An 18,186-nucleotide genomic window follows, 5' to 3' on the forward strand; every position below is an offset into this window, starting at 1 on the left:
CTCCGTTTATGATGAAAGCATCAAAGGCCCCAAGTACTCCTTTGACATCGCGAAATATAACCTGAAGCCATGACGAAACAGACAATCGGTTCTGGTCGATATCAAATTCTCCGTGAGTTGGGTAGTGGAGGATTTGGCGTCACATACCTCGTAAAAGACAGCTACATGCCCTCTCAGCCCATCCGGGTCGCAAAACAGCTTCGGCCCATTGAGGATCAATCCGAAATCTATCGTCTGGTGCAGGAACGTTTCCAACGGGAAGCCGTATTACTAGAAGAACTCGGCAGCAATCCCCAAATTCCGAGCCTCTATGCCTATTTCGAAGAAGATGGCAAATTTTACCTCGTCCAGGAGTACATCGAAGGTCAAACCCTAGAGGCACTTTTAAAAAATGAAGGGCCCCAGTCCGCCGCCACCGTCCGGCAAATCTTGGTGGACACCCTCGATATTTTGGAATTTATCGAAACCAAACAAATTATCCACCGGGACATTAAGCCAGAAAATATCATTCTGCGCGAGGCGGACAAAAAACCGGTGCTGATTGACTTTGGCGCAGTCCGGGAAATTATGGGCACCCAAATGATGAGCAGTGGTGCCACCCCAAAAAGCTCCATCGTGATCGGTACCCCTGGATTTATGCCCCCGGAACAGGCATCCGGTCGGCCCGTTTTTTCGAGTGACTTGTATGCCCTCGCCCTGACGATGGTCTATCTCCTCACCGGAATGATGCCCCAAGATTTTCAACATGATCCCATCACCGGCGAATTAACCTGGCCCAGTCAAAATATCGCGGATCAACATCTGGTGGCGGTGCTGAATTTTGCCATTAAGCCTAATCCAAAAGAACGGTTTATGACGGCTAAGGCAATGCGGGCAGCCCTTACAGCGGCGATGCCCAACAATCAAGCCACGGAGGTCATGCCAGAAATTTTACCGACCATCGTTGCCTCTACCATTGCCACAGCACCAGTTGGCACGGGTTCCAATGCTAATGCTGCGGCTGGTACGCCGGTCACACCGCCAACAGAGATTACCGGGGGAGGCCAAGCCCCACCGACCTATCACGTGGCCGAAGAGCTTTCTTTTTCGGCGGCAGATCTACAACAGAACAGTTCCAAAAAACGCGGCGCTCCCTGGGGATTACTCCTGGGTTTAGGGCTACTGGGACTGGGTGGCTACCAACTTTATCAAGTGGTGCAACAACGTCAAATTGCCGGGGAAGTCCAACCAGGGGTAACGCCCAGTAATCCAAATCCGGGGACAACGCCACCGGGAAATGGAGAAAACCCAAATCCTAACCCCACTAATCCGACCACGCCAGCAACCCCGACAACTCCCACACCAACAACACCCGATCCGGTTATTACCGCCCCGACTGATGGCGTCTTTTTTGGGGCGATCGCCTTTTCGGAGGCCACCGGGGAATATGGCTATGTGATTGATGTGCCGACCCAAGCAGAGGCCGAGCAAGCCGCTGTGGAAGATTGTGAATTTTTTGCTGCGTCTGGTGATTGCCAAGCCCTGGTCTGGTTCCGCAATGCCTGTGGGGCGATCGCCATGGGGCCAGAGGCCTATGGCAGCGGCTGGGGGGCTGATATTGAGAGCGCCGAGGCAGCAGCCCTCGATGTATGTAGTGATTTTGGCTCCGGCTGTGAGGTGGTCGATTCCATTTGTACGAGCCAATAACCATTGTGGGCCTGGCTTCCCAAGGGGTAGAGTAATAGTCAGTTTGAATTTTCTTGGGTTTTTTCTACCATGGCCACTCCACAAACCGCCCCCTACGGCACTTGGCGATCGCCGATTACCTCCGACCTGATTGTTTCGAGCAGCATTGGTTTGGGGGCAGTGGCCTGGGCTGGCACAGATCTTTACTGGCTTGAGGGCAGACCCCAGGAAAAAGGGCGCAATGTCCTGGTAAAACGCAATAGCGACGGAACGACAGTTGATATTACGCCGCTGGGTTTTAATGTGCGTAGCCGTGTCCATGAGTATGGTGGTGGTGCTTTTCTAATTACGGAAACTGGCACCGTTTATTTTTCCAACGATGGCGATCGCCGCGTTTATGTCCAAAAGCCAAACCAGGAACCCCAAGCCCTCACCCCAGAAAATCAACGCCGCTATGCTGATTTCATTCTTGATGCAGCCCGCAACCGTTTAATTTGTGTTAGCGAAGACCACAGCGTCCCAGACCACGAACCCAAAAACGATTTGGTGGTGATCGCCCTCGATTCTGGCGACATTCAAGTCCTTATTGAAGGCAATGATTTCTACACTTCGCCCCGTCTTTCCCCCGATGGTAAAACCCTCGCCTGGGTTAGTTGGGATCACCCCGATATGCCCTGGGACAACAGCCAACTCTGGCTTGCTGAGATTCAAGCCGATGGCACTTTAGGGGAAAAATTTTTAGTGGCTGGGGGCAATGGTGAATCCGTCGTTGAACCCCGTTGGTCGCCCGGTGGTGTGTTGTATTTCAGTGGCGATCGCAGCGGCTATTGGAACCTCTATCGCTACGTTGAGGGTACTGCCCAAGCGGTCTATCCTGCCAAAGCGGAATTTGGCTATCCCCACTGGGTATTTGGGGAATCGATCCTCGGCTTTATCGATGAAACGACCCTAGTCTGCACCTACAACGACCACGGCACTTGGAAGCTGGCGACCCTCAACCCCGACCGCCGCGCCCTCACCCCAATCCCCGTTCCCTACAGCAGCATTAGTGATCTCCAGGTGCAGGGGGAAATGATTGCCTTTATCGGCGGTGCTGCCACCCAACCTACTGCCGTCGTCACCCTGGATCTGTTTACGGGGGAAACGGTACGGGTCAAGGAAGCCAGCACGTTAAAAATTAATTCGGATTATCTGTCCCAACCCCAGGCGATTGAATTTCCCACGGAAAACGGCCTCACCGCCCACGCCTGGTATTACCCCCCAACGAACCAAGATTTCCAAGCCCCTGCGGACACGGCACCACCTCTCTTGGTAAAAAGTCACGGTGGCCCCACGGCGATGGCTGCAGCGAGCTTAAATCTGCGGATTCAATATTGGACGAGTCGGGGTTTTGCCTTTGTGGATGTGAACTACGGCGGCAGCACGGGCTATGGTCGGGAATATCACCAACGCCTTGATGGGAATTGGGGCATTGTCGATGTGCAGGATTGCGTCAACGTCGCGAAATATCTCGTGGCAAAGGGGTTAGCTGACGGGGAAAAATTGGCGATCGCCGGGGGCAGTGCCGGGGGATACACAACCTTAGCCGCGCTCACGTTCCATGATGTCTTTAAGGCCGGGGCCAGCTATTATGGCATTTCTGACCTGGAGGTACTCGCCACCGATACCCACAAATTTGAGGCCCGCTACCTCGACCGCCTCATCGGTAAATATCCCGCAGAAAAGGAAAAATACGTCGGGCGATCGCCGATCCATTTCACCGAAAAACTCGCCTGTCCCGTGATTTTCTTCCAGGGCTTAGAGGATAAAGTCGTCCCCCCCAACCAAGCGGAAATGATGGTAGAAGCGATTAAAACCAAAGGTTTACCCGTTGCCTATGTTCCCTTTGAAGGAGAGCAGCACGGTTTCCGCCAGGCCGAAAATATCAAAAAAGCCCTCGACAGCGAATTTTATTTCTACAGTCAAATCTTTGGCTTTACTCCGGCCGATGCCCTCGACCCTGTGGAAATTATCAATCTCTAACGAAAATTGGCCGGATCTTGGTCGTGGCGGTGGCGCACGGGGATCGGTTCCCCCTGTCTTTCCCCAGCCAGTTTCGCGGTATTTTCCAAAGCTGTTCGTAAATGTTTTGCCGCATAGATCGACATATCTCTCGGTACATTCAGGCGATCGCGCAGATACCGCAAGGCTTTGTCAGAATTCTTAGGCGGTTCACAAACTTCTCCCGTCATCATGGCGGTCAGGGCACAGCGCAACGCCTGGTCAAAAAATTGATCGTTGGCGGGATTAACCTTCACGATATTGCGACGATGTTTAATCACCCGGTAAAGGGCTTCTTGTTTGGCGTTGGCTGGCTCAGGGTAAGCGACATCCGGCAGCCCGAACCAATCCCCTTCATCAACTTTGAGCTGATTCTCTAAAGCTTGGGGTTCGCCGTTGGCATAGCAGCCGCCCATTTGTGGGGGAAGGTCATGGACATGGGTATGGAAATCACTCTGGGTACCCCGATAGGTTAGGCGAGTTTCCATGGCATCAAACCAGGCGGCAAACCCAGGATTTTCCTCCCGCAGGGAATAGCCTTTGTAGTAGTAGAGACTGGCATTCATCCGCTCTACGTAGGGCGTGAAGATCACATCAACAACGCTAAATTCTTCGAGGAAGTAAGGGCCTGGGGTAGCGGCTAAAGTATCTTCTACCTGTTGCACCACTTGGATAAACTTGCGGCGACCTTCTTTATCTTGTCCGGGGAATAGCGGTGGCCGACAGAGCCAATTGCACCAGGCGCGGAATAGTAATCTCTCTAAGCGGCGTAGGGGCAAAACTCTGGGATCCGTCAGACTGAAAGTAAGCGGCCCAAATGCCTGTTCTAAGGCGAGTAAAATATCGTCGCTCTCGGTGATCATGCGTCCATCGAGTTCCAGGGCTGGCAGCATGCCAGAGGGGACTTTTTGTTTGTACCAGGCTTCTTTTTCGCCGTAGCAAAACATGGTTACTTTTTTGATGCGGTAGGGGATGCGCATTTCCTCTAGCCAGAGCCAGACCTTTTGGCAGTAGGGACACCAGGCATGATTATCGCGGTAGAGAGTGACCCGAATATCGCTTTCTGACTGACCAAAGAGCCGTAAACAGGATTGGGCATTGGTTGGGCCGTTTTCGTAGTCAAGCTGAAAATCGGTGAGGGCTTCGAGTTCTGGCCAACTGAGGGGGGCAAGGGTCATCGCTTTTGGGGAAATACGCAACAGTTGATTATTATGACGAAATTTTGTGGCTGGGGGCGATATCTGGTCAGAAAAAACCCCCAAATTTAAAACTTGGGGGCAGCACTGTGATCAATAATTCAAGGAATTAACTGTTCGTGGCAGTTTCTGGGGCGATCGCCTTTTCGGCGTTGGTATTTAAGCCTTGGACATAGGTCACATTCGTCGGGTAAGCGAATTCAATATTCCGCTGACTGAAAGCCTCAAAGATGGCTAGATTAATTTTCTGTTGGGTGTCCATGTAGAGGGCGTAGTCACTACTTTCAACGTAGTAGACAATTTCGTAGTTCAGACTAAAATCGCCATAGTTGGCAAAGTGAGCCCGGTCGAAACTAACCTGTTCCTGGGCGCTAATGATGTCCTGGATGAGGGCCGGAATAATTTCTAATTTTTCTTTAGGCGTTTCGTAAAGTACACCGAGGCTAAAGACGATCCGACGCCGCTTCATGTGCTTAAAGTTGCGGATGCGGGAGCCTGTGAGGTCGGTGTTGGCCATGACGATTTCTTCGCCGCTGAGACTCTTGAGCCTCGTAGTTTTGATGCCGATATATTCCACGGTACCGATAAAATCGCCCACGATAATAAAGTCTCCCAGGGCAAAGGGACGGTCGAGGACGATGGAAAAGTAACTGAATAAATCCGTTAAAATCCCCTGGGCCGCAAAGGCGATCGCCAAACCCCCAATCCCCAGACTGGCGACCACAGCAGAGATATCAAAGCCAAGGTTATCCAGGAGGAAGACCGCACCGATAGCCCAGAGTATGGCCCGCAAAATGGGCATCAGCGCACTAAAACTCTGTTCTAGCTCAATGTCGCCTTTGCGCAGGAGGTAGGAGCGAATCGCATATTCTGCCAATTGGGAAATGAGCTGAATGCCGATCACCGTCGTGGCAATAACCGTTAAAGCCCGCACCGCTTGGTTCAAAATGGGGTGCAAGTTGAGATTCCCAATCGCCAAAAAAACGTTCCCCACATAGAGGAGACGCACTAAAGACTGACTGAGAATTTTTGTGATGCGCGGATCGAGGGTCGTTTGGGTCTTTTTGGCCCAGCGCCGCAGTGAACTGAGAATGAGCGCCCTGAACCCATTGATTAAGAGAAAGCCCACCACCAGCACGGCGATCGCCATGGCATAGGCGGCGAGGGTATTCCCCAAAATACTTCGGGTAAGAAAGTCTAAATTCATAAAAAAAGATGCTTGAAGCTGCGTAAAAATCAAAAAAAGTGAATATTTTGCAGTAGATGCCCGTCTAACTTAACAAAAATATATAGAATCCGCTTCTAGTCAACGATGTAAAAGCAATCTTCCCTGGGATAGATTTTTTGATTCTCCAAGCTTTAAAAAAGGCGATCGCCTGTCTCCCGGCGTGGATCAGTTAGGATAATTTGAGCCCTTTTTGCCGCAGTTCACGCAAACTCAACCCATGAATATCTTGCTCCTTGCCCTGGGGATTAGTGCCACAATTTTGGCGATCGCCCTCATTAGCTATCTGCTGACAGCCCGCCGTTACCAATCTGCCGACACCGTCGCCGACTCCTACGACGAATGGACCGAGGACGGCATCCTTGAATATTACTGGGGCGAACACATTCACCTTGGTCACTACGGCAACCCCCCGAAGGCGAAAAATTTCCTCAAAGCCAAGGCTGATTTTGTCCATGAGATGGTGCGCTGGGGCGGTTTGGATCAATTACCCCCTGGAACCAAAGTGCTGGATGTGGGCTGTGGCATCGGTGGCAGTAGCCGCATCCTCGCGCGAGACTATGGCTTTGACGTGACTGGGATCACCATCAGTCCCAAGCAAGTGGAGCGGGCAACCCAACTTACGCCCCCAGGATTGACTGCGAAATTTGCCGTTGATGATGCGATGAATTTATCCTTCGCCGATGGTAGCTTTGATGTGGTTTGGTCTGTAGAAGCTGGCCCCCACATGCCCGATAAGGCGATTTTTGCCCAGGAACTGCTCCGGGTACTGAAGCCCGGCGGAAAATTAGTTGTCGCCGACTGGAACCAACGGGATGATCGCCAAACTCCCCTCAACTGGTGGGAAAAACCCGTGATGACCCAACTCCTTGACCAATGGGCTCACCCGAAATTTTCGAGCATCGAAGGCTTTTCGGAACTGCTAGAGGAGACAGGTCTTGTTCAAGATCACGTAATTAACGCTGATTGGAGCCGAGAAACCCTTCCTTCCTGGTTGCACACAATTTGGGTCGGCGCAATTCGGCCCTGGGGTTGGCTGCAATATGGTCTACCCGGTTTTATCAAGTCAGTACGGGAAATTCCGACCATTCTGCTCATGCGCCTAGCCTTTGGTACGGGCCTGTGTCGGTTTGGGATGTTCCAGGCGGGGCGGGGCGAGGGCAACCCAGTGGCTGAAAATCGGACAACCCAGCAGGCCATTTCCCGTTAGATGAATCCCCTCAAAAAGTTTTGGAAAAAGGGTTGACATCTCAAAATTCTTCAGTTAGATTGTATAACTGTGAGTCGCAAGCGAAACAAACAAAAACGCTTCTGCTCAGTCCGCAAGCCCCCATCGTCTAGTGGCCTAGGACACCTCCCTTTCACGGAGGCGACAGGGATTCGAATTCCCTTGGGGGTACTAAACCTAAAGAGAGCTTCAGTTTTGGCTGAGGCTCTTTTTGCATTAAGGGAGAATTTTTTTGACCATGGTAGCCCTGTGGACAGCAGAAATCTTAGCGGAAATGCGGCGATCGCTTTTGGATTGGTACCAACAGGCGGGCCGTACATTACCCTGGCGCAACGAACCGGATATTTATCGGGTCTGGGTTTCGGAGATTATGCTCCAGCAAACCCAGGTAAAAACGGTGATTCCTTATTACGAACGGTGGTTAGCACAGTTCCCGACGGTGGAAGCCCTAGCCGCAGCGGATTTACAGGCTGTTTTAAAGCAGTGGGAAGGGTTGGGATATTATGCCCGGGCGCGGAATCTCCACCAGGCCGCGCAACAGGTGGTGACGGATTTTGCAGGGCAGTTTCCTGAAGATTTAGACAAGATTCTGTGCCTCAAGGGAATCGGGCGGACGACGGCTGGAGGCATTCTTAGTTCGGCTCGCAATTTACCCCTTGCAATCCTCGATGGCAATGTGAAACGGGTTTTGGCGCGGCTCATCGCCCTAGAGGTGCCGCCCGTTAAAGCGTTGGATGAACTATGGGATGCTTCAGAGACCTTGCTCGATCCAGAAAATCCCCGGGATTTTAACCAAGCCTTGATGGATTTGGGGGCGACCCTCTGCACGGTGAAACAACCAAATTGTCCCCGCTGTCCTTGGCAAAATCATTGCACTGCCTATCTCAAGCATCAACCGACGGATTTCCCTCGCAAGGCCCCGAAAAAACAAATTCCCACGAAAAAAATAGTAGCGGCGATCGCCTTTAATCTGGAGAATCAAGTTTTTATTCAACAGCGGCCCCAGGACGGACTTTTGGGAGGCTTGTGGGAATTTCCGAACCAGGAAGGCAATATTCAGCCCTTACTCACGGATTTATTTCCAGGGGCGCAATACGAACGCAGTTTAAACACGGTTTTCCATGCCTACACCCATTTTAAAATCCAGGTGGAACCGCAAATTTATCGGGTAAATTTATCAGGGTCGGGTTGGGTATCGTTCCAAAATCTTAAGGATTATCCTTTCTCAAAAGCCCATTTGAAAATCATTGAACAGTTGCAAGATTCTCAATTAAGCTTGCCGATCTAACGTTTTTTGCCGTGGCATTGTTTGAATTTTTTGCCACTGTTACACCAACAGGGTTCATTTTTCTTCGGTTGTAGGGGTGGCAAGATATCCCCTTCGAGGTAAAACCAACGGCCTTGTTCTTTAATGAATTGCGATCGCTCGTGGAGTTGTCCCATGATTTTTCCTTCCTGGTACACGGCGACAAATTCTACCATGCCCGTTTCGTCCTGGGGGCGTCCCGCTGCCGTCGCGAGAACAGTTAAACCCAACCAAGAAATGCTATTCGCCGTTGCTGTAATCAATTGGCGACTATCGGCAGTGTGGCGGCTGGGATGTTCTGTTTTCAGGAGGTAATCCACATCCCGAAAACAGTAGGCGGTGTAGCGCGATCGCATCAGGGCTTCGGCGGTGGGGGCAGCCAGTTGACCTTGAAGATAAGGGGCACAACATTGGGCCAAAAGCTTTTGACTGCCGCAGGGACAAAGACGGGACGGGCGATCGCCAGAAATCAACACAGGCAAACAATGGGAAAGAACGGTCTTATTTTACCGAGCTACCGAATTCTAAAAGTTTATTTAAACGGTGTAAGCCAGCCCTGTTGCCTCCCAAAATTCAACGCCAAAGCCGTCAAACCAAAGACCACAAAATTTTCGCCACAGGCCGCCACAAAGGGCCAACCCTTTTGGGCGATCGCCGATCCCGCATCCACCAGGGCTACCCCCCGCACCAGGGCAAACGCCGCAATCACCCCAGCATTCAATTGGAGATTGTCATCGGTGCGCACCGCATAACGGTAAGTCAGGGCAAACAAGGCACCGGATAAGGCGGAAGTACCCAGATTAACCAGCAAGGTGAGGGTGCCAAGGCCGCCCCCAAAATTTAGGGGCAATCCTTCAGAACCAACCAAACGATGGAGTAGCAAAAGTCCGAAGCTCAGTAATCCAGCAGTCACACCACCGGCGATCGCCGTTTTTAAAGAGGCAATGCGTTCGGCAGCAGAAAAACGAGAAGAAGTTGTCATGGGGGTCAATGGCGGTGATTTTTCTTGATTTTAAGCGTTCTGACCTTGGCTTGCGGTAGGGTAGCAAGCAGCAGCTTTTTCATCGTTTCCGGGGCCTGAGAATCAAAAAAATGAGTGATGTTGTTTTTGTTGGGGGAGGTCATAGCCATGCGATCGCCTTAAAAATGTGGGGGATGCAGCCGCGAGCCAAGGCGCGGTTAACCTTGATCAGTGATGTCACCTATACGCCCTATTCTGGGATGTTACCGGGCTATGTGGCGGGCTTTTATGGCTACGAAGAAACCCACATCGATCTACGGCGCTTGGCCCACTTCGCCCAGGCAGATTTTTTAAAAGATCAAGTAATTGGCCTTGATCTTGACCAAAAAGTTGTCCATTGTGAAAATCGGCCGCCAGTACGCTTTGATTACCTTTCCCTGGATATTGGCAGTACCCCGGCCACGGAAACGGTTCCTGGGGTAAAAGCCTATGCGATCGCCGCGAAACCTGTCCCCCAATTTCTCGACGCTTGGCAGCGAATTCTCGACACGGCAAACCAAGCGCCTGATCAACCCCAACGGATCATCATTGTCGGGGGCGGGGCTGGGGGCACAGAACTCGCCTTTAATATTCACCATGCCCTCAGCCAACGTTTAGCTTTGCCCGAATTATTAGAGTTGCACCTCGTCCACCGGGGCCAGCAACTTATGGGCACCAACCAAAATCTTGAAGTCAGTCGCCAAGCGCAAAAGCTGCTGCAACAGCGGAATGTCCAAGTCCATCTCCAGGAAACGGTCGTTGAAGTGACACCTACGGGGGTACGGTGTCAGTCGGGATTGGTGCTGACAGGCAAAGTGATTTGGGTGACCCAGGCAGCAGCCCCCTCTTGGATCAAAGAAAGCGGTCTGCAAACTGATAACCGCGGTTTTGTGTTGGTAGATCAAACCCTGCGATCGCCTTCCCATCCTTTTGTGTTTGCCGCTGGCGATATTGCCACCATGCGCGACGAACCGCGACCCAAAGCGGGGGTTTTTGCGGTGCGCCAGGGGAAACCATTACTGCGGAATTTACAGCGGGTTATCCTGGGCGAAACATTAGAAGCCTACCATCCCCAAAAACGTTATCTTGCGCTCATTGGCACGGGGGACAAACAGGCTTTTGCAACCTGGGGAAAATTGAGTTGGCGATCGCCTCTGTTGTGGCGCTGGAAAGATCACATTGATCGCAAATTTATGGCGCAATTTGCCGACTTGCCTCAGATGTCCCGGACAAGCAAATTTCCAGCCCAAGAACAACCCAAAATGTATTGTGCTGGTTGCGGTGCTAAGGTCGGCAAAGATATCTTAGCGAGCAGCTTAAAGGGCTTAAATTTACCCACCCATGCTGATGTGATCGTCGGTCTAGATCAACCCGATGATGCGGCGATTATCCAAATTCCCAGGGATCAACTCCTCGTCCAAACTATTGATTATTTTCCGAGCTTAATCAACGACCCTTTTTTACTCGGCCAAATTGTCACCCATCATTGCTTGAGTGATCTTTACAGTATGGGCGCAACTCCCCACAGTGTTCTTGTACTTGCCACATTGCCCCACGGGAAAGCGAGGGTACAACAGGGAATGTTGCAACAATTGCTCGCAGGGGTTGTCGAAATTTTAAATCGGGACAACATTGCTTTAATTGGCGGCCATACCAATGAAGCGGATCAACTGGGGCTGGGCTTGACCTGCAATGGTTTGTTGCAAAAAGACGCAATTTGGCGCAAAACTGAGCTAAAGCGAGGTCAAGTATTAATTCTAACGAAATCCTTAGGGACAGGCACTCTTTTCGCCGCAGAAATGCAAGGAAAAACAAAAGGACATTGGCTCGATGGGGCGATCGCCTCAATGGTGCAGTCCAATAAAATAGCGGCGGAGATTTTACGAAGCCATGGGGCCACGGCCTGTACCGATGTAACCGGGTTTGGACTAGCAGGCCATCTTCTGGAAATGTTGCAACCCAGCGGTTTAGGGGCTGAAATCTACCTTGATCAATTGCCTATTTTGGAGGGGGCCAGGGAGACTCTGCAACGGGGTTTAACCAGTTCCCTCGCACCCCAAAACCACACCGCCGAACAGTTTATTCAAGTCACCCCAGCCCAACGGCAACGACCAGACTATGAACTACTTTTTGACCCCCAGACCTCCGGCGGACTCTTGGCGGCGATCGCCCCAGAAAAAGCCCAGCCTTGTCTACAAGTCCTACAAAACAGCGGCTATGCCCAAAGTGCAATCATTGGCCGGATTGTTAAGTCCTCAGCAAGCCAAGCCCAGATCAGTATTTCCTAGGGCACTGGCACAAAATCATAGCCAAAGCCCGACCGTTCCCCTGGTTGGACGGTGACCATTTCTAGGGCTTGGTTGCGATCACCCGACGGCAAAAATTGAATCGTTTGGGCCGCCCCCGCTGCGGAAAAATTTGGATTAGCGAGAATTTGTTGCAAACCTTGACGATCGGGTGTGGGGCTTTGTTGAATCCCGGTCATGAGGGCGATCGCCGCATCGTAACTTAGGGCCGTGCGCCAGTTCACATCACCCCCCCACAGAGCGCGGGAAACCTGGGGAAAGGTGCCATTGGTATGGTTCAAAATGTGCCAAGGAATCGCCACCACCATATCCAAGGCATCGCGCCCACCAATTTGTAGGGTTTCTGGCTTGTAGAGACTATCCCCAGCGACGATGGGGAGCTGATTTTCATTCACCTGGATGATCTGGAGCGCTTGGTTGAGGGTCGGGGTATCGGTGACGAGGGCGATCGCCGTTGCCCCTTTATTTTTCGCGTCCGTGAGAGCTTGGGCACCATTAAATCCCCCTGGACTCACATCCACCTCGGCCACCACGGTGCCACCACGGGTAAAGAGTTCTGTGGCGAGGCTGTCCTTGAGGGAATTACTATAGCCACTGGCACTGTTAAAAAACACCACCACCTGCCGCTGATTCAGGCGCTCTAAAAGATAGTTGGCCAGGGCTGTCCCCGTGAAGCGATCACTCGGTACTGTCCGAAAAATATAATCCCCTGCCGTAGAGAGAGACACCGCCGTACTCGTGGGGGAAATCATCACCAGGTTCTCGGCTTCATAGATTTGGGCCGCCGCCAAACTGGTATCACTACTAAAATGACCCACCACCCCTAAAATATCCGCTTGATCCGCGAGGGCTTGGGCCACCTCAGCGGCGATCGCCGGATCCCCATCATCATCGGCAATGACCACCAAAAATCCGCGACCCCCATCAAGGGCTTCCTTTTGAGCCTGGGCTACGCCCCGCAAAATTTCCTTTGCGCCGCTTGTATCGGTATCCACTGGTAAAGAAACCACTACGGCGATCGCCTGGGGATTGGCAGTTTGCTGGCGGATTTTGGCGTTATTCAGATAAATTAAAGTTTCAGGATCATTGGGGCTCGCCTGGAGAGAAGCTTGAAATAAACGAATTGCTTCTGGGAAATCTCCTGTTCCATAGGCCGCAATCCCTTGTTCTTTTTCCGGTTGGCGATCGCCTTGTAGCAGTAACTTTTCCCCTCGACTAAGGTGACTTGCTATTTCCCCCTGGCCAATCACATCTCCCAGGGAAGTCGGTAACTGGAGAAATTGATTTTGTTGGAGAAACCACCAGCCCCCAGCGCCTAGTAATCCCAAGGTGATCACCAAGGCTCCCAACAATGCCGCCGTATCATTCTTTTTCGCCATGGCTTTTTTCTCCTCTACTGCCGAATGCCTCTACTGTGATTGTGCCGAAAAATTCCCTCAAAACGTTTTTCATAGCCGAAGAAACCATAAATCTTCTTGAATGACGTCTTTTTGCCTCTTATCCAGTTGATCTGGAATCGTTTGATCTGTCGGCAAAAATTCCAATGCACCGGAGGAAGAACCATTACGCAAACCAGAGGATACTTTAAAGGCGATCGCGGAGCTTGACCAAGAGAGTGAAGAAAATTTGGCTAGTATTGGGTCGATGTTGGGTTTGTCGCTGGTTTCGGCTTCGCTCAACCAGCTTTTAAGACGGATGAGGGCTGAGCGGAGTCGAAGCCCGATCTTTTGACAACAAGGAGTTCAACTATGTCCCATATGTACATTTTGGAATGTGCCGATGGATCGTTTTATACGGGTAGTACAAAGGATTTGGAGCGGCGTTTATGGCAGCATCAAAATGGGCAGGGGGCTAATCATACGAAGAAACGTTTGCCTGTTAAATTGGTTTATGCGGAATATTATGATCATGTGGCCAATGCTTTTTATCGGGAGAAGCAGGTGCAGGGTTGGAGTCGGGCGAAAAAGTTAGCTTTGATGAATAGCGACTGGGATCGTCTTCATGTTTTGGCGGAATGTCAAAACGAGTCACATTACCAAAAACGAAGAATTAACGAGGGCTGACAAATTAATGAGGGTTGAGCATTGTCGAAGCCCGGTCGCTGGTTTTGGCTCCGCTTAGCCAGTAAAGGCGATCGCCTCCAGTGCAAGAGCGTTCCAATCCTCAACTCTCACTTATGTCATTGATTAGGAGCATCTACCTATGATCCCGCCGGGATAGGTTTTATACTGGATAGGACATAAAAATTCCAAGTCAAAAAACTGCGAGGTATTACAACACCAGTGTTTGTCCTCTCCGGCTATGAATATTTCCTAGGCTTTCTCATCGTCAGTAGCCTAGTCCCGATCCTTGCCCTCACCGCATCGAAACTGCTGCGTCCTAAAGGGGGCGGGCCTGAACGCAAAACCACCTACGAATCAGGGATGGAACCCATCGGCGGCGCGTGGATTCAGTTCAACATCCGCTACTATATGTTCGCCTTGGTGTTCGTTGTCTTCGACGTGGAAACCGTTTTCCTTTACCCATGGGCGGTGGCCTTTAACCAACTCGGCCTCCTTGCCTTTGTTGAAGCCCTCATTTTTATCGCAATCCTCGTGATTGCCCTTGTGTACGCCTGGAGAAAAGGAGCCCTTGAATGGTCATGAATCCGACATCCTTTGAACAACAGCAAACCGAAAAACTGCTCAACCCCATGGGGCGATCGCAGGTCACCCAAGATCTCTCGGAGAATGTCATCCTCACCACCGTTGATGACCTCTACAACTGGGCGCGCCTCTCTAGTCTGTGGCCGCTCTTGTACGGGACAGCCTGCTGTTTTATCGAATTTGCCGCCCTCCTTGGCTCCCGCTTTGACTTCGACCGCTTTGGCCTCGTGCCCCGTTCTAGTCCTCGTCAGGCAGATCTAATTTTGGTCGCTGGTACCGTCACCATGAAAATGGCTCCGGCCTTGGTGCGTCTCTACGAAGAAATGCCCGAACCGAAATATGTGATCGCCATGGGTGCTTGCACGATCACCGGCGGGATGTTCAGTAGCGACTCCACCACCGCTGTCCGGGGCGTTGATAAGCTGATTCCGGTGGATCTATATATTCCCGGTTGTCCCCCCAGACCAGAAGCCATCATTGATGCCATTATCAAATTGCGCAAAAAAGTTTCTAACGAAACCATTCAAGAGCGGTCTTTAAAAACAGAACAGACTCACCGCTACTACAGCACCGCCCACAGCATGAAAGTGGTAGAGCCAATTCTCACTGGGAAATATTTGGGTATGGATACCTGGAACAACCCGCCGAAAGAACTCACCGAAGCGATGGGAATGCCTGTTCCCCCTGCACTGCTGACCGCGAAACAAAGAGAGGAGGCCTAAGCGATGGCAGAAGAAAATCAAAACCCCACCCCCGAAGAAGCCGCCATTGTTGAGGCGGGTGCTGTCTCCCAATTGTTGACAGAAAACGGTTTTAGCCACGAATCCTTAGAGCGAGATCACTCTGGTATCGAGATTATTAAAGTCGATGCTGATCTCCTAATTCCCCTCTGCACTGCCCTCTATGCTTTTGGGTTTAATTATCTCCAATGTCAAGGGGCCTATGATTTGGGGCCAGGCAAAGAATTGGTGAGTTTTTACCATTTGCTGAAGGTCGGAGACAACGTGACCGACCCAGAAGAAGTCCGCGTTAAGGTATTTCTACCGAGAGAAAATCCAGTGGTACCTTCGGTGTATTGGATTTGGAAAGGGGCCGACTGGCAAGAGCGGGAAAGCTATGACATGTACGGCATTGTCTATGAAGGACACCCCAACCTTAAGCGGATTTTGATGCCGGAAGATTGGATCGGCTGGCCGCTGCGGAAAGACTATGTTTCCCCTGATTTTTACGAACTCCAGGACGCTTATTAAGGTCTACCGAACGCATTGACGGCTTGGAATTTATGGTGGCACCTCCTAGATGGGGGTGTTTTTTATTTTGTAGCTTGGGGGAGACTACAACATTTTCTGAACTTTTGGGTCAGTGGCCCAACGGCGTTGCCTACCATTTGAAAGAAAACTCCTGAGAATTTAGAGATAGCAATGGGTATCAAAAAGGCGATCGCCACTTTTTTTATTAGCACAGCACTTTTTCCCCTAGGCTTCAGCAGTGGTGCCCAGGCCAAGGTCGCAACCCTAGAATTTGATTACGAAACTCCCGATCACTCTGGAAGTATTACCAGCCAGGGAGTAACGGCGAATCTCAGCTATGCCGAACAAACCAATCCAGAGGGCTGGAGCAACTATGTCCCGACTTTGACCATTCAGGTGGATGAGCGAGAAGTGTTACGGCGGACAGAAGACAGTTCCTTTATGATGTATAGCCTGGTGCAAATCGCGGAGATGGATCCGAATAATGACTTCCCAGAGGTGATTTTTTCCCAATATTCCGGTGGTGCCCATTGCTGTGCCATGGTGCAAATTTTCACCCAAAATCCCGACAACAATACCTGGGAAGTGGTCGATTTAGGGGCCTTTGATGGGGGGCCAATTCCCGTCGAAGATCCTGACGACAACGGTATTTATGAATATGTCACCAGTGATAATCGGTTTCTCTATCGCTACAGCAGCTATGCTGGCAGTTTTCCGCCCGTGCAAGTTTGGCAGCTAGACGGTTTAATCTTGCGGGATGTCTCCCAAGAAGAACGGTTTTACCCTCTCCACCGGGAACGACTCCAAGCGATGTGGGCCGCGATTCAAAATGCAGAAACAGAAGGCTATGAAGTGAATGGGATGCTGGCGGGCTATGTGGCGACAAAGGCCATCCTCGGTGAAACCCAAGCGGGCTGGAATTTAATGCTCAATCGCTACGACAGAACCAGTGATTGGGGCCTCGAAGAATGCCGGGGCAATTTTGATGATCAGGGCAATTGCGAGGGGAGCTTATTGACCTATGATTCTTTCCCCGCAGCCCTCAAAGACTTCCTAGAAGAAGCAAATTATTTAACAGCAGGAGAAATCAAGTAATTTTTCTGGGAAAAACTCACGGTAAATATTTAATGTAAGCGAGGTCACAGCGGGCGGTTTCGACATCGGTGATCGGTTGATAGCCTTGGCTTTCATAGAGTTGAACCGCTTCCTTGAGAACAGTAACAGTTTCGATCCAGATTTCTGCAAAGCCCCGGTTGGCGATCGCCTTTTCGAGTTCCTCCAGGAGATATTTTCCTAAACCCTGGCCCCGCACTTCAGGCAGAAGGTACATCTTGCGGATTTCGACGGCCTTGTTGCCTTTGGGAATGGGGTAGTAGGCGGCGGTGCCGACAATGGTTCCGGCCTGCTCGATAACCCAAAATTCACTACCCTGCTGCCAATAATAGGTTTCGATATTAAATAATTCCTCGTCGGCTCCTTCCGGTTCCCAGGGTAAACCGTACTCTTTTAAAACCTGTTCAATGACCTTGGCCGCATCGGCGCGATCGCCTGGTTGCCAATCCCGTACCCAAAATTTATCTCGCCAAACTTGATCCATAGTGCAAAGCCTTAACCTGAGGCGAAGCTATTATGCCATGGTTTTTATTGATCGCTCTGGAGTTTAATAATCGCGGCCTCGATATTTACGGGTTTTCGGGGCAGGGGCTTCCGGTGGTGGTGAGGCAACGGTCGGCGCGGGCGGTTTTAGTTCAGGTGTATTTGAAGACACGACAGGGGGAGCAACGGGAAATTCTTGACCCGCTTCTAGCTCCCGTTTCAGTTCCATGATGCAGGTGACGAGGGTATTGTTGACGATGTTGATATTTCCCAACACCTTGGCGACGGTTTTGAGGCCACTGACGGCTTCGATCGCAATGCTATTGAGATCAAATTGAGGTAGAAGATCCGCTGCTCCATTGGCGATCGCCGTTTCTCGATCAGCCGGGGCCACCTTACGGGTTTGGGCCGCAATTAAAATCACCGGAATTGGTTGCTCAAAGCTTTGCATCCACTGGCAAAACTTCGCCGTATCGAAACTGGGTAGTTGTTGCTCTAATAAAATCAAGTTGGGTAAAGATTGTTGGGCCGCCGCCAAATCCAGGAGCTCTCCCTGCAGATCAACGCTGAAGGGCAAGATCACAGACTGTAGCCCTTGGGAATGGAGGATTTTTTCCCAGATGTTCCCCTGCAACTCCGCTTGATGGAGAATCACGATTTTATCGGCAATGTTCATCAGCATTGGTTTTTATGAATATCCATAGGGGTGTGCGGAGGGGCGATCGCCAC

Annotated in this window: 18 protein-coding genes and 1 tRNA gene; 11 read left to right on the forward strand and 8 right to left on the reverse strand. The window is 51.1% G+C overall.

Going from position 1 to position 18,186, the window contains the following annotated elements:
• Positions 1-69 precede the first annotated feature (69 nt).
• Both AACR41_RS03660 and AACR41_RS03665 read left to right on the forward strand, forming a co-directional pair.
• Entirely contained in the window at positions 70-1,686 is a 1,617-nt protein-coding gene (locus AACR41_RS03660; RefSeq protein ID WP_012308328.1) for a protein kinase domain-containing protein, read from the forward strand.
• Positions 1,687-1,755: 69 nt separating this feature from the next.
• Positions 1,756-3,687, forward strand: a complete 1,932-nt coding sequence (locus AACR41_RS03665) for a S9 family peptidase (RefSeq protein WP_030007736.1) — start codon at positions 1,756-1,758, stop codon at positions 3,685-3,687.
• Here AACR41_RS03665 and AACR41_RS03670 read toward each other — a convergent pair.
• Both AACR41_RS03670 and AACR41_RS03675 read right to left on the reverse strand, forming a co-directional pair.
• Positions 3,684-4,883, reverse strand: a complete 1,200-nt coding sequence (locus AACR41_RS03670) for a glutathione S-transferase family protein (protein ID WP_030007737.1) — start codon at positions 4,881-4,883, stop codon at positions 3,684-3,686. The genes AACR41_RS03665 and AACR41_RS03670 overlap by 4 nt on opposite strands.
• A gap of 127 nt (positions 4,884-5,010) precedes the next feature.
• On the reverse strand, positions 5,011-6,108 hold the full coding sequence (locus tag AACR41_RS03675; RefSeq protein WP_030007738.1) for a mechanosensitive ion channel family protein: 1,098 nt from the start codon (positions 6,106-6,108) through the stop codon (positions 5,011-5,013).
• Between the two features lie 238 nt (positions 6,109-6,346).
• Between AACR41_RS03675 and AACR41_RS03680 the strand changes: the two genes are divergently transcribed.
• From AACR41_RS03680 to mutY, 3 genes are all read left to right on the forward strand, one after another.
• Entirely contained in the window at positions 6,347-7,336 is a 990-nt protein-coding gene (locus tag AACR41_RS03680; RefSeq protein ID WP_030007739.1) for a methyltransferase domain-containing protein, read from the forward strand.
• Between the two features lie 116 nt (positions 7,337-7,452).
• A tRNA-Glu gene (locus AACR41_RS03685) sits at positions 7,453-7,525 on the forward strand.
• A 67-nt stretch (positions 7,526-7,592) separates the two neighbouring features.
• Entirely contained in the window at positions 7,593-8,642 is a 1,050-nt protein-coding gene (mutY, locus tag AACR41_RS03690; protein ID WP_030007740.1) for an A/G-specific adenine glycosylase, read from the forward strand.
• On the opposite strand, the gene AACR41_RS03695 is transcribed toward mutY, so the two are convergent.
• On the reverse strand, positions 8,639-9,136 hold the full coding sequence (locus AACR41_RS03695) for a YchJ family protein (RefSeq protein ID WP_045442314.1): 498 nt from the start codon (positions 9,134-9,136) through the stop codon (positions 8,639-8,641). The two genes, mutY and AACR41_RS03695, sit on opposite strands and share 4 nt — an antisense overlap.
• Positions 9,137-9,192: 56 nt before the next feature.
• The gene (locus AACR41_RS03700; RefSeq protein WP_030007742.1) at positions 9,193-9,642 is read right to left on the reverse strand and encodes a hypothetical protein; all 450 of its coding nucleotides are present in this window, start codon (positions 9,640-9,642) and stop codon (positions 9,193-9,195) included.
• Between the two features lie 110 nt (positions 9,643-9,752).
• Between AACR41_RS03700 and selD the strand changes: the two genes are divergently transcribed.
• On the forward strand, positions 9,753-11,948 hold the full coding sequence (gene selD, locus AACR41_RS03705) for a selenide, water dikinase SelD (protein ID WP_030007743.1): 2,196 nt from the start codon (positions 9,753-9,755) through the stop codon (positions 11,946-11,948).
• On the opposite strand, the gene AACR41_RS03710 is transcribed toward selD, so the two are convergent.
• Together AACR41_RS03710 and AACR41_RS03715 are read right to left on the reverse strand one after the other, a co-directional pair.
• Complete coding sequence (locus tag AACR41_RS03710) at positions 11,945-13,345, reverse strand: ABC transporter substrate-binding protein (RefSeq protein ID WP_030007744.1); 1,401 nt, start codon at positions 13,343-13,345, stop codon at positions 11,945-11,947. The genes selD and AACR41_RS03710 overlap by 4 nt on opposite strands.
• A gap of 69 nt (positions 13,346-13,414) precedes the next feature.
• Positions 13,415-13,645 carry a hypothetical protein gene (locus tag AACR41_RS03715; RefSeq protein ID WP_152551021.1) on the reverse strand — a complete coding sequence of 77 codons (231 nt, stop codon included), beginning with the start codon at positions 13,643-13,645 and terminating at the stop codon, positions 13,415-13,417.
• Positions 13,646-13,714: 69 nt separating this feature from the next.
• Here AACR41_RS03715 and AACR41_RS03720 point away from each other — a divergent pair, with 69 nt between their 5' ends.
• The 5 genes from AACR41_RS03720 to AACR41_RS03740 all read left to right on the forward strand — a co-directional run bounded on the left by AACR41_RS03720 (position 13,715) and on the right by AACR41_RS03740 (position 16,956).
• Positions 13,715-14,029: a GIY-YIG nuclease family protein gene (locus tag AACR41_RS03720; RefSeq protein ID WP_030007745.1), complete on the forward strand. Its 315-nt coding sequence runs from the start codon at positions 13,715-13,717 to the stop codon at positions 14,027-14,029.
• Between the two features lie 219 nt (positions 14,030-14,248).
• The gene (gene ndhC, locus AACR41_RS03725; protein WP_012308340.1) at positions 14,249-14,611 is read left to right on the forward strand and encodes a photosynthetic/respiratory NAD(P)H-quinone oxidoreductase subunit C; all 363 of its coding nucleotides are present in this window, start codon (positions 14,249-14,251) and stop codon (positions 14,609-14,611) included.
• Positions 14,602-15,333, forward strand: coding sequence for a photosynthetic/respiratory NAD(P)H-quinone oxidoreductase subunit K (ndhK, locus tag AACR41_RS03730; protein ID WP_012308341.1), 732 nt, complete (start codon positions 14,602-14,604; stop codon positions 15,331-15,333). Before ndhC ends, ndhK begins: the two co-directional genes overlap by 10 nt.
• A 3-nt stretch (positions 15,334-15,336) precedes the next feature.
• On the forward strand, positions 15,337-15,861 hold the full coding sequence (locus tag AACR41_RS03735; protein ID WP_012308342.1) for an NAD(P)H-quinone oxidoreductase subunit J: 525 nt from the start codon (positions 15,337-15,339) through the stop codon (positions 15,859-15,861).
• A gap of 171 nt (positions 15,862-16,032) precedes the next feature.
• Positions 16,033-16,956 (forward strand): hypothetical protein, encoded by a 924-nt coding sequence (locus AACR41_RS03740; protein WP_052349705.1) that lies wholly within the window; start codon positions 16,033-16,035, stop codon positions 16,954-16,956.
• 16 nt (positions 16,957-16,972) lie between these two features.
• Here AACR41_RS03740 and AACR41_RS03745 read toward each other — a convergent pair whose 3' ends face one another.
• A complete protein-coding gene (locus tag AACR41_RS03745; RefSeq protein WP_030007747.1) occupies positions 16,973-17,458 on the reverse strand; it encodes a GNAT family N-acetyltransferase in 486 nt (161 codons plus the stop codon).
• 63 nt (positions 17,459-17,521) lie between these two features.
• Positions 17,522-18,139 (reverse strand): response regulator, encoded by a 618-nt coding sequence (locus tag AACR41_RS03750; RefSeq protein ID WP_030007748.1) that lies wholly within the window; start codon positions 18,137-18,139, stop codon positions 17,522-17,524.
• Positions 18,140-18,186 lie beyond the last annotated feature (47 nt).

This window comes from Picosynechococcus sp. NKBG042902, assembly GCF_963864045.1.
Lineage (GTDB): Bacteria > Cyanobacteriota > Cyanobacteriia > Cyanobacteriales > MRBY01 > MRBY01.

Excerpts from the sequence above, each read along its gene's own strand:
- ndhK (WP_012308341.1), top strand. The coding sequence starts at position 14,602 with ATGGTCATGAATCCGACATCCTTTGAACAACAGCAAACCGAAAAACTG.
- AACR41_RS03680 (WP_030007739.1), top strand. The coding sequence starts at position 6,347 with ATGAATATCTTGCTCCTTGCCCTGGGGATTAGTGCCACAATTTTGGCG.
- AACR41_RS03735 (WP_012308342.1), top strand. The coding sequence starts at position 15,337 with ATGGCAGAAGAAAATCAAAACCCCACCCCCGAAGAAGCCGCCATTGTT.
- AACR41_RS03700 (WP_030007742.1), bottom strand. The coding sequence starts at position 9,642 with ATGACAACTTCTTCTCGTTTTTCTGCTGCCGAACGCATTGCCTCTTTA.
- AACR41_RS03720 (WP_030007745.1), top strand. The coding sequence starts at position 13,715 with ATGTCCCATATGTACATTTTGGAATGTGCCGATGGATCGTTTTATACG.
- AACR41_RS03665 (WP_030007736.1), top strand. The coding sequence starts at position 1,756 with ATGGCCACTCCACAAACCGCCCCCTACGGCACTTGGCGATCGCCGATT.
- AACR41_RS03660 (WP_012308328.1), top strand. The coding sequence starts at position 70 with ATGACGAAACAGACAATCGGTTCTGGTCGATATCAAATTCTCCGTGAG.
- AACR41_RS03670 (WP_030007737.1), bottom strand. The coding sequence starts at position 4,883 with ATGACCCTTGCCCCCCTCAGTTGGCCAGAACTCGAAGCCCTCACCGAT.
- selD (WP_030007743.1), top strand. The coding sequence starts at position 9,753 with ATGAGTGATGTTGTTTTTGTTGGGGGAGGTCATAGCCATGCGATCGCC.
- AACR41_RS03750 (WP_030007748.1), bottom strand. The coding sequence starts at position 18,139 with ATGCTGATGAACATTGCCGATAAAATCGTGATTCTCCATCAAGCGGAG.
- AACR41_RS03745 (WP_030007747.1), bottom strand. The coding sequence starts at position 17,458 with ATGGATCAAGTTTGGCGAGATAAATTTTGGGTACGGGATTGGCAACCA.
- mutY (WP_030007740.1), top strand. The coding sequence starts at position 7,593 with ATGGTAGCCCTGTGGACAGCAGAAATCTTAGCGGAAATGCGGCGATCG.
- AACR41_RS03710 (WP_030007744.1), bottom strand. The coding sequence starts at position 13,345 with ATGGCGAAAAAGAATGATACGGCGGCATTGTTGGGAGCCTTGGTGATC.
- AACR41_RS03675 (WP_030007738.1), bottom strand. The coding sequence starts at position 6,108 with ATGAATTTAGACTTTCTTACCCGAAGTATTTTGGGGAATACCCTCGCC.
- AACR41_RS03740 (WP_052349705.1), top strand. The coding sequence starts at position 16,033 with ATGGGTATCAAAAAGGCGATCGCCACTTTTTTTATTAGCACAGCACTT.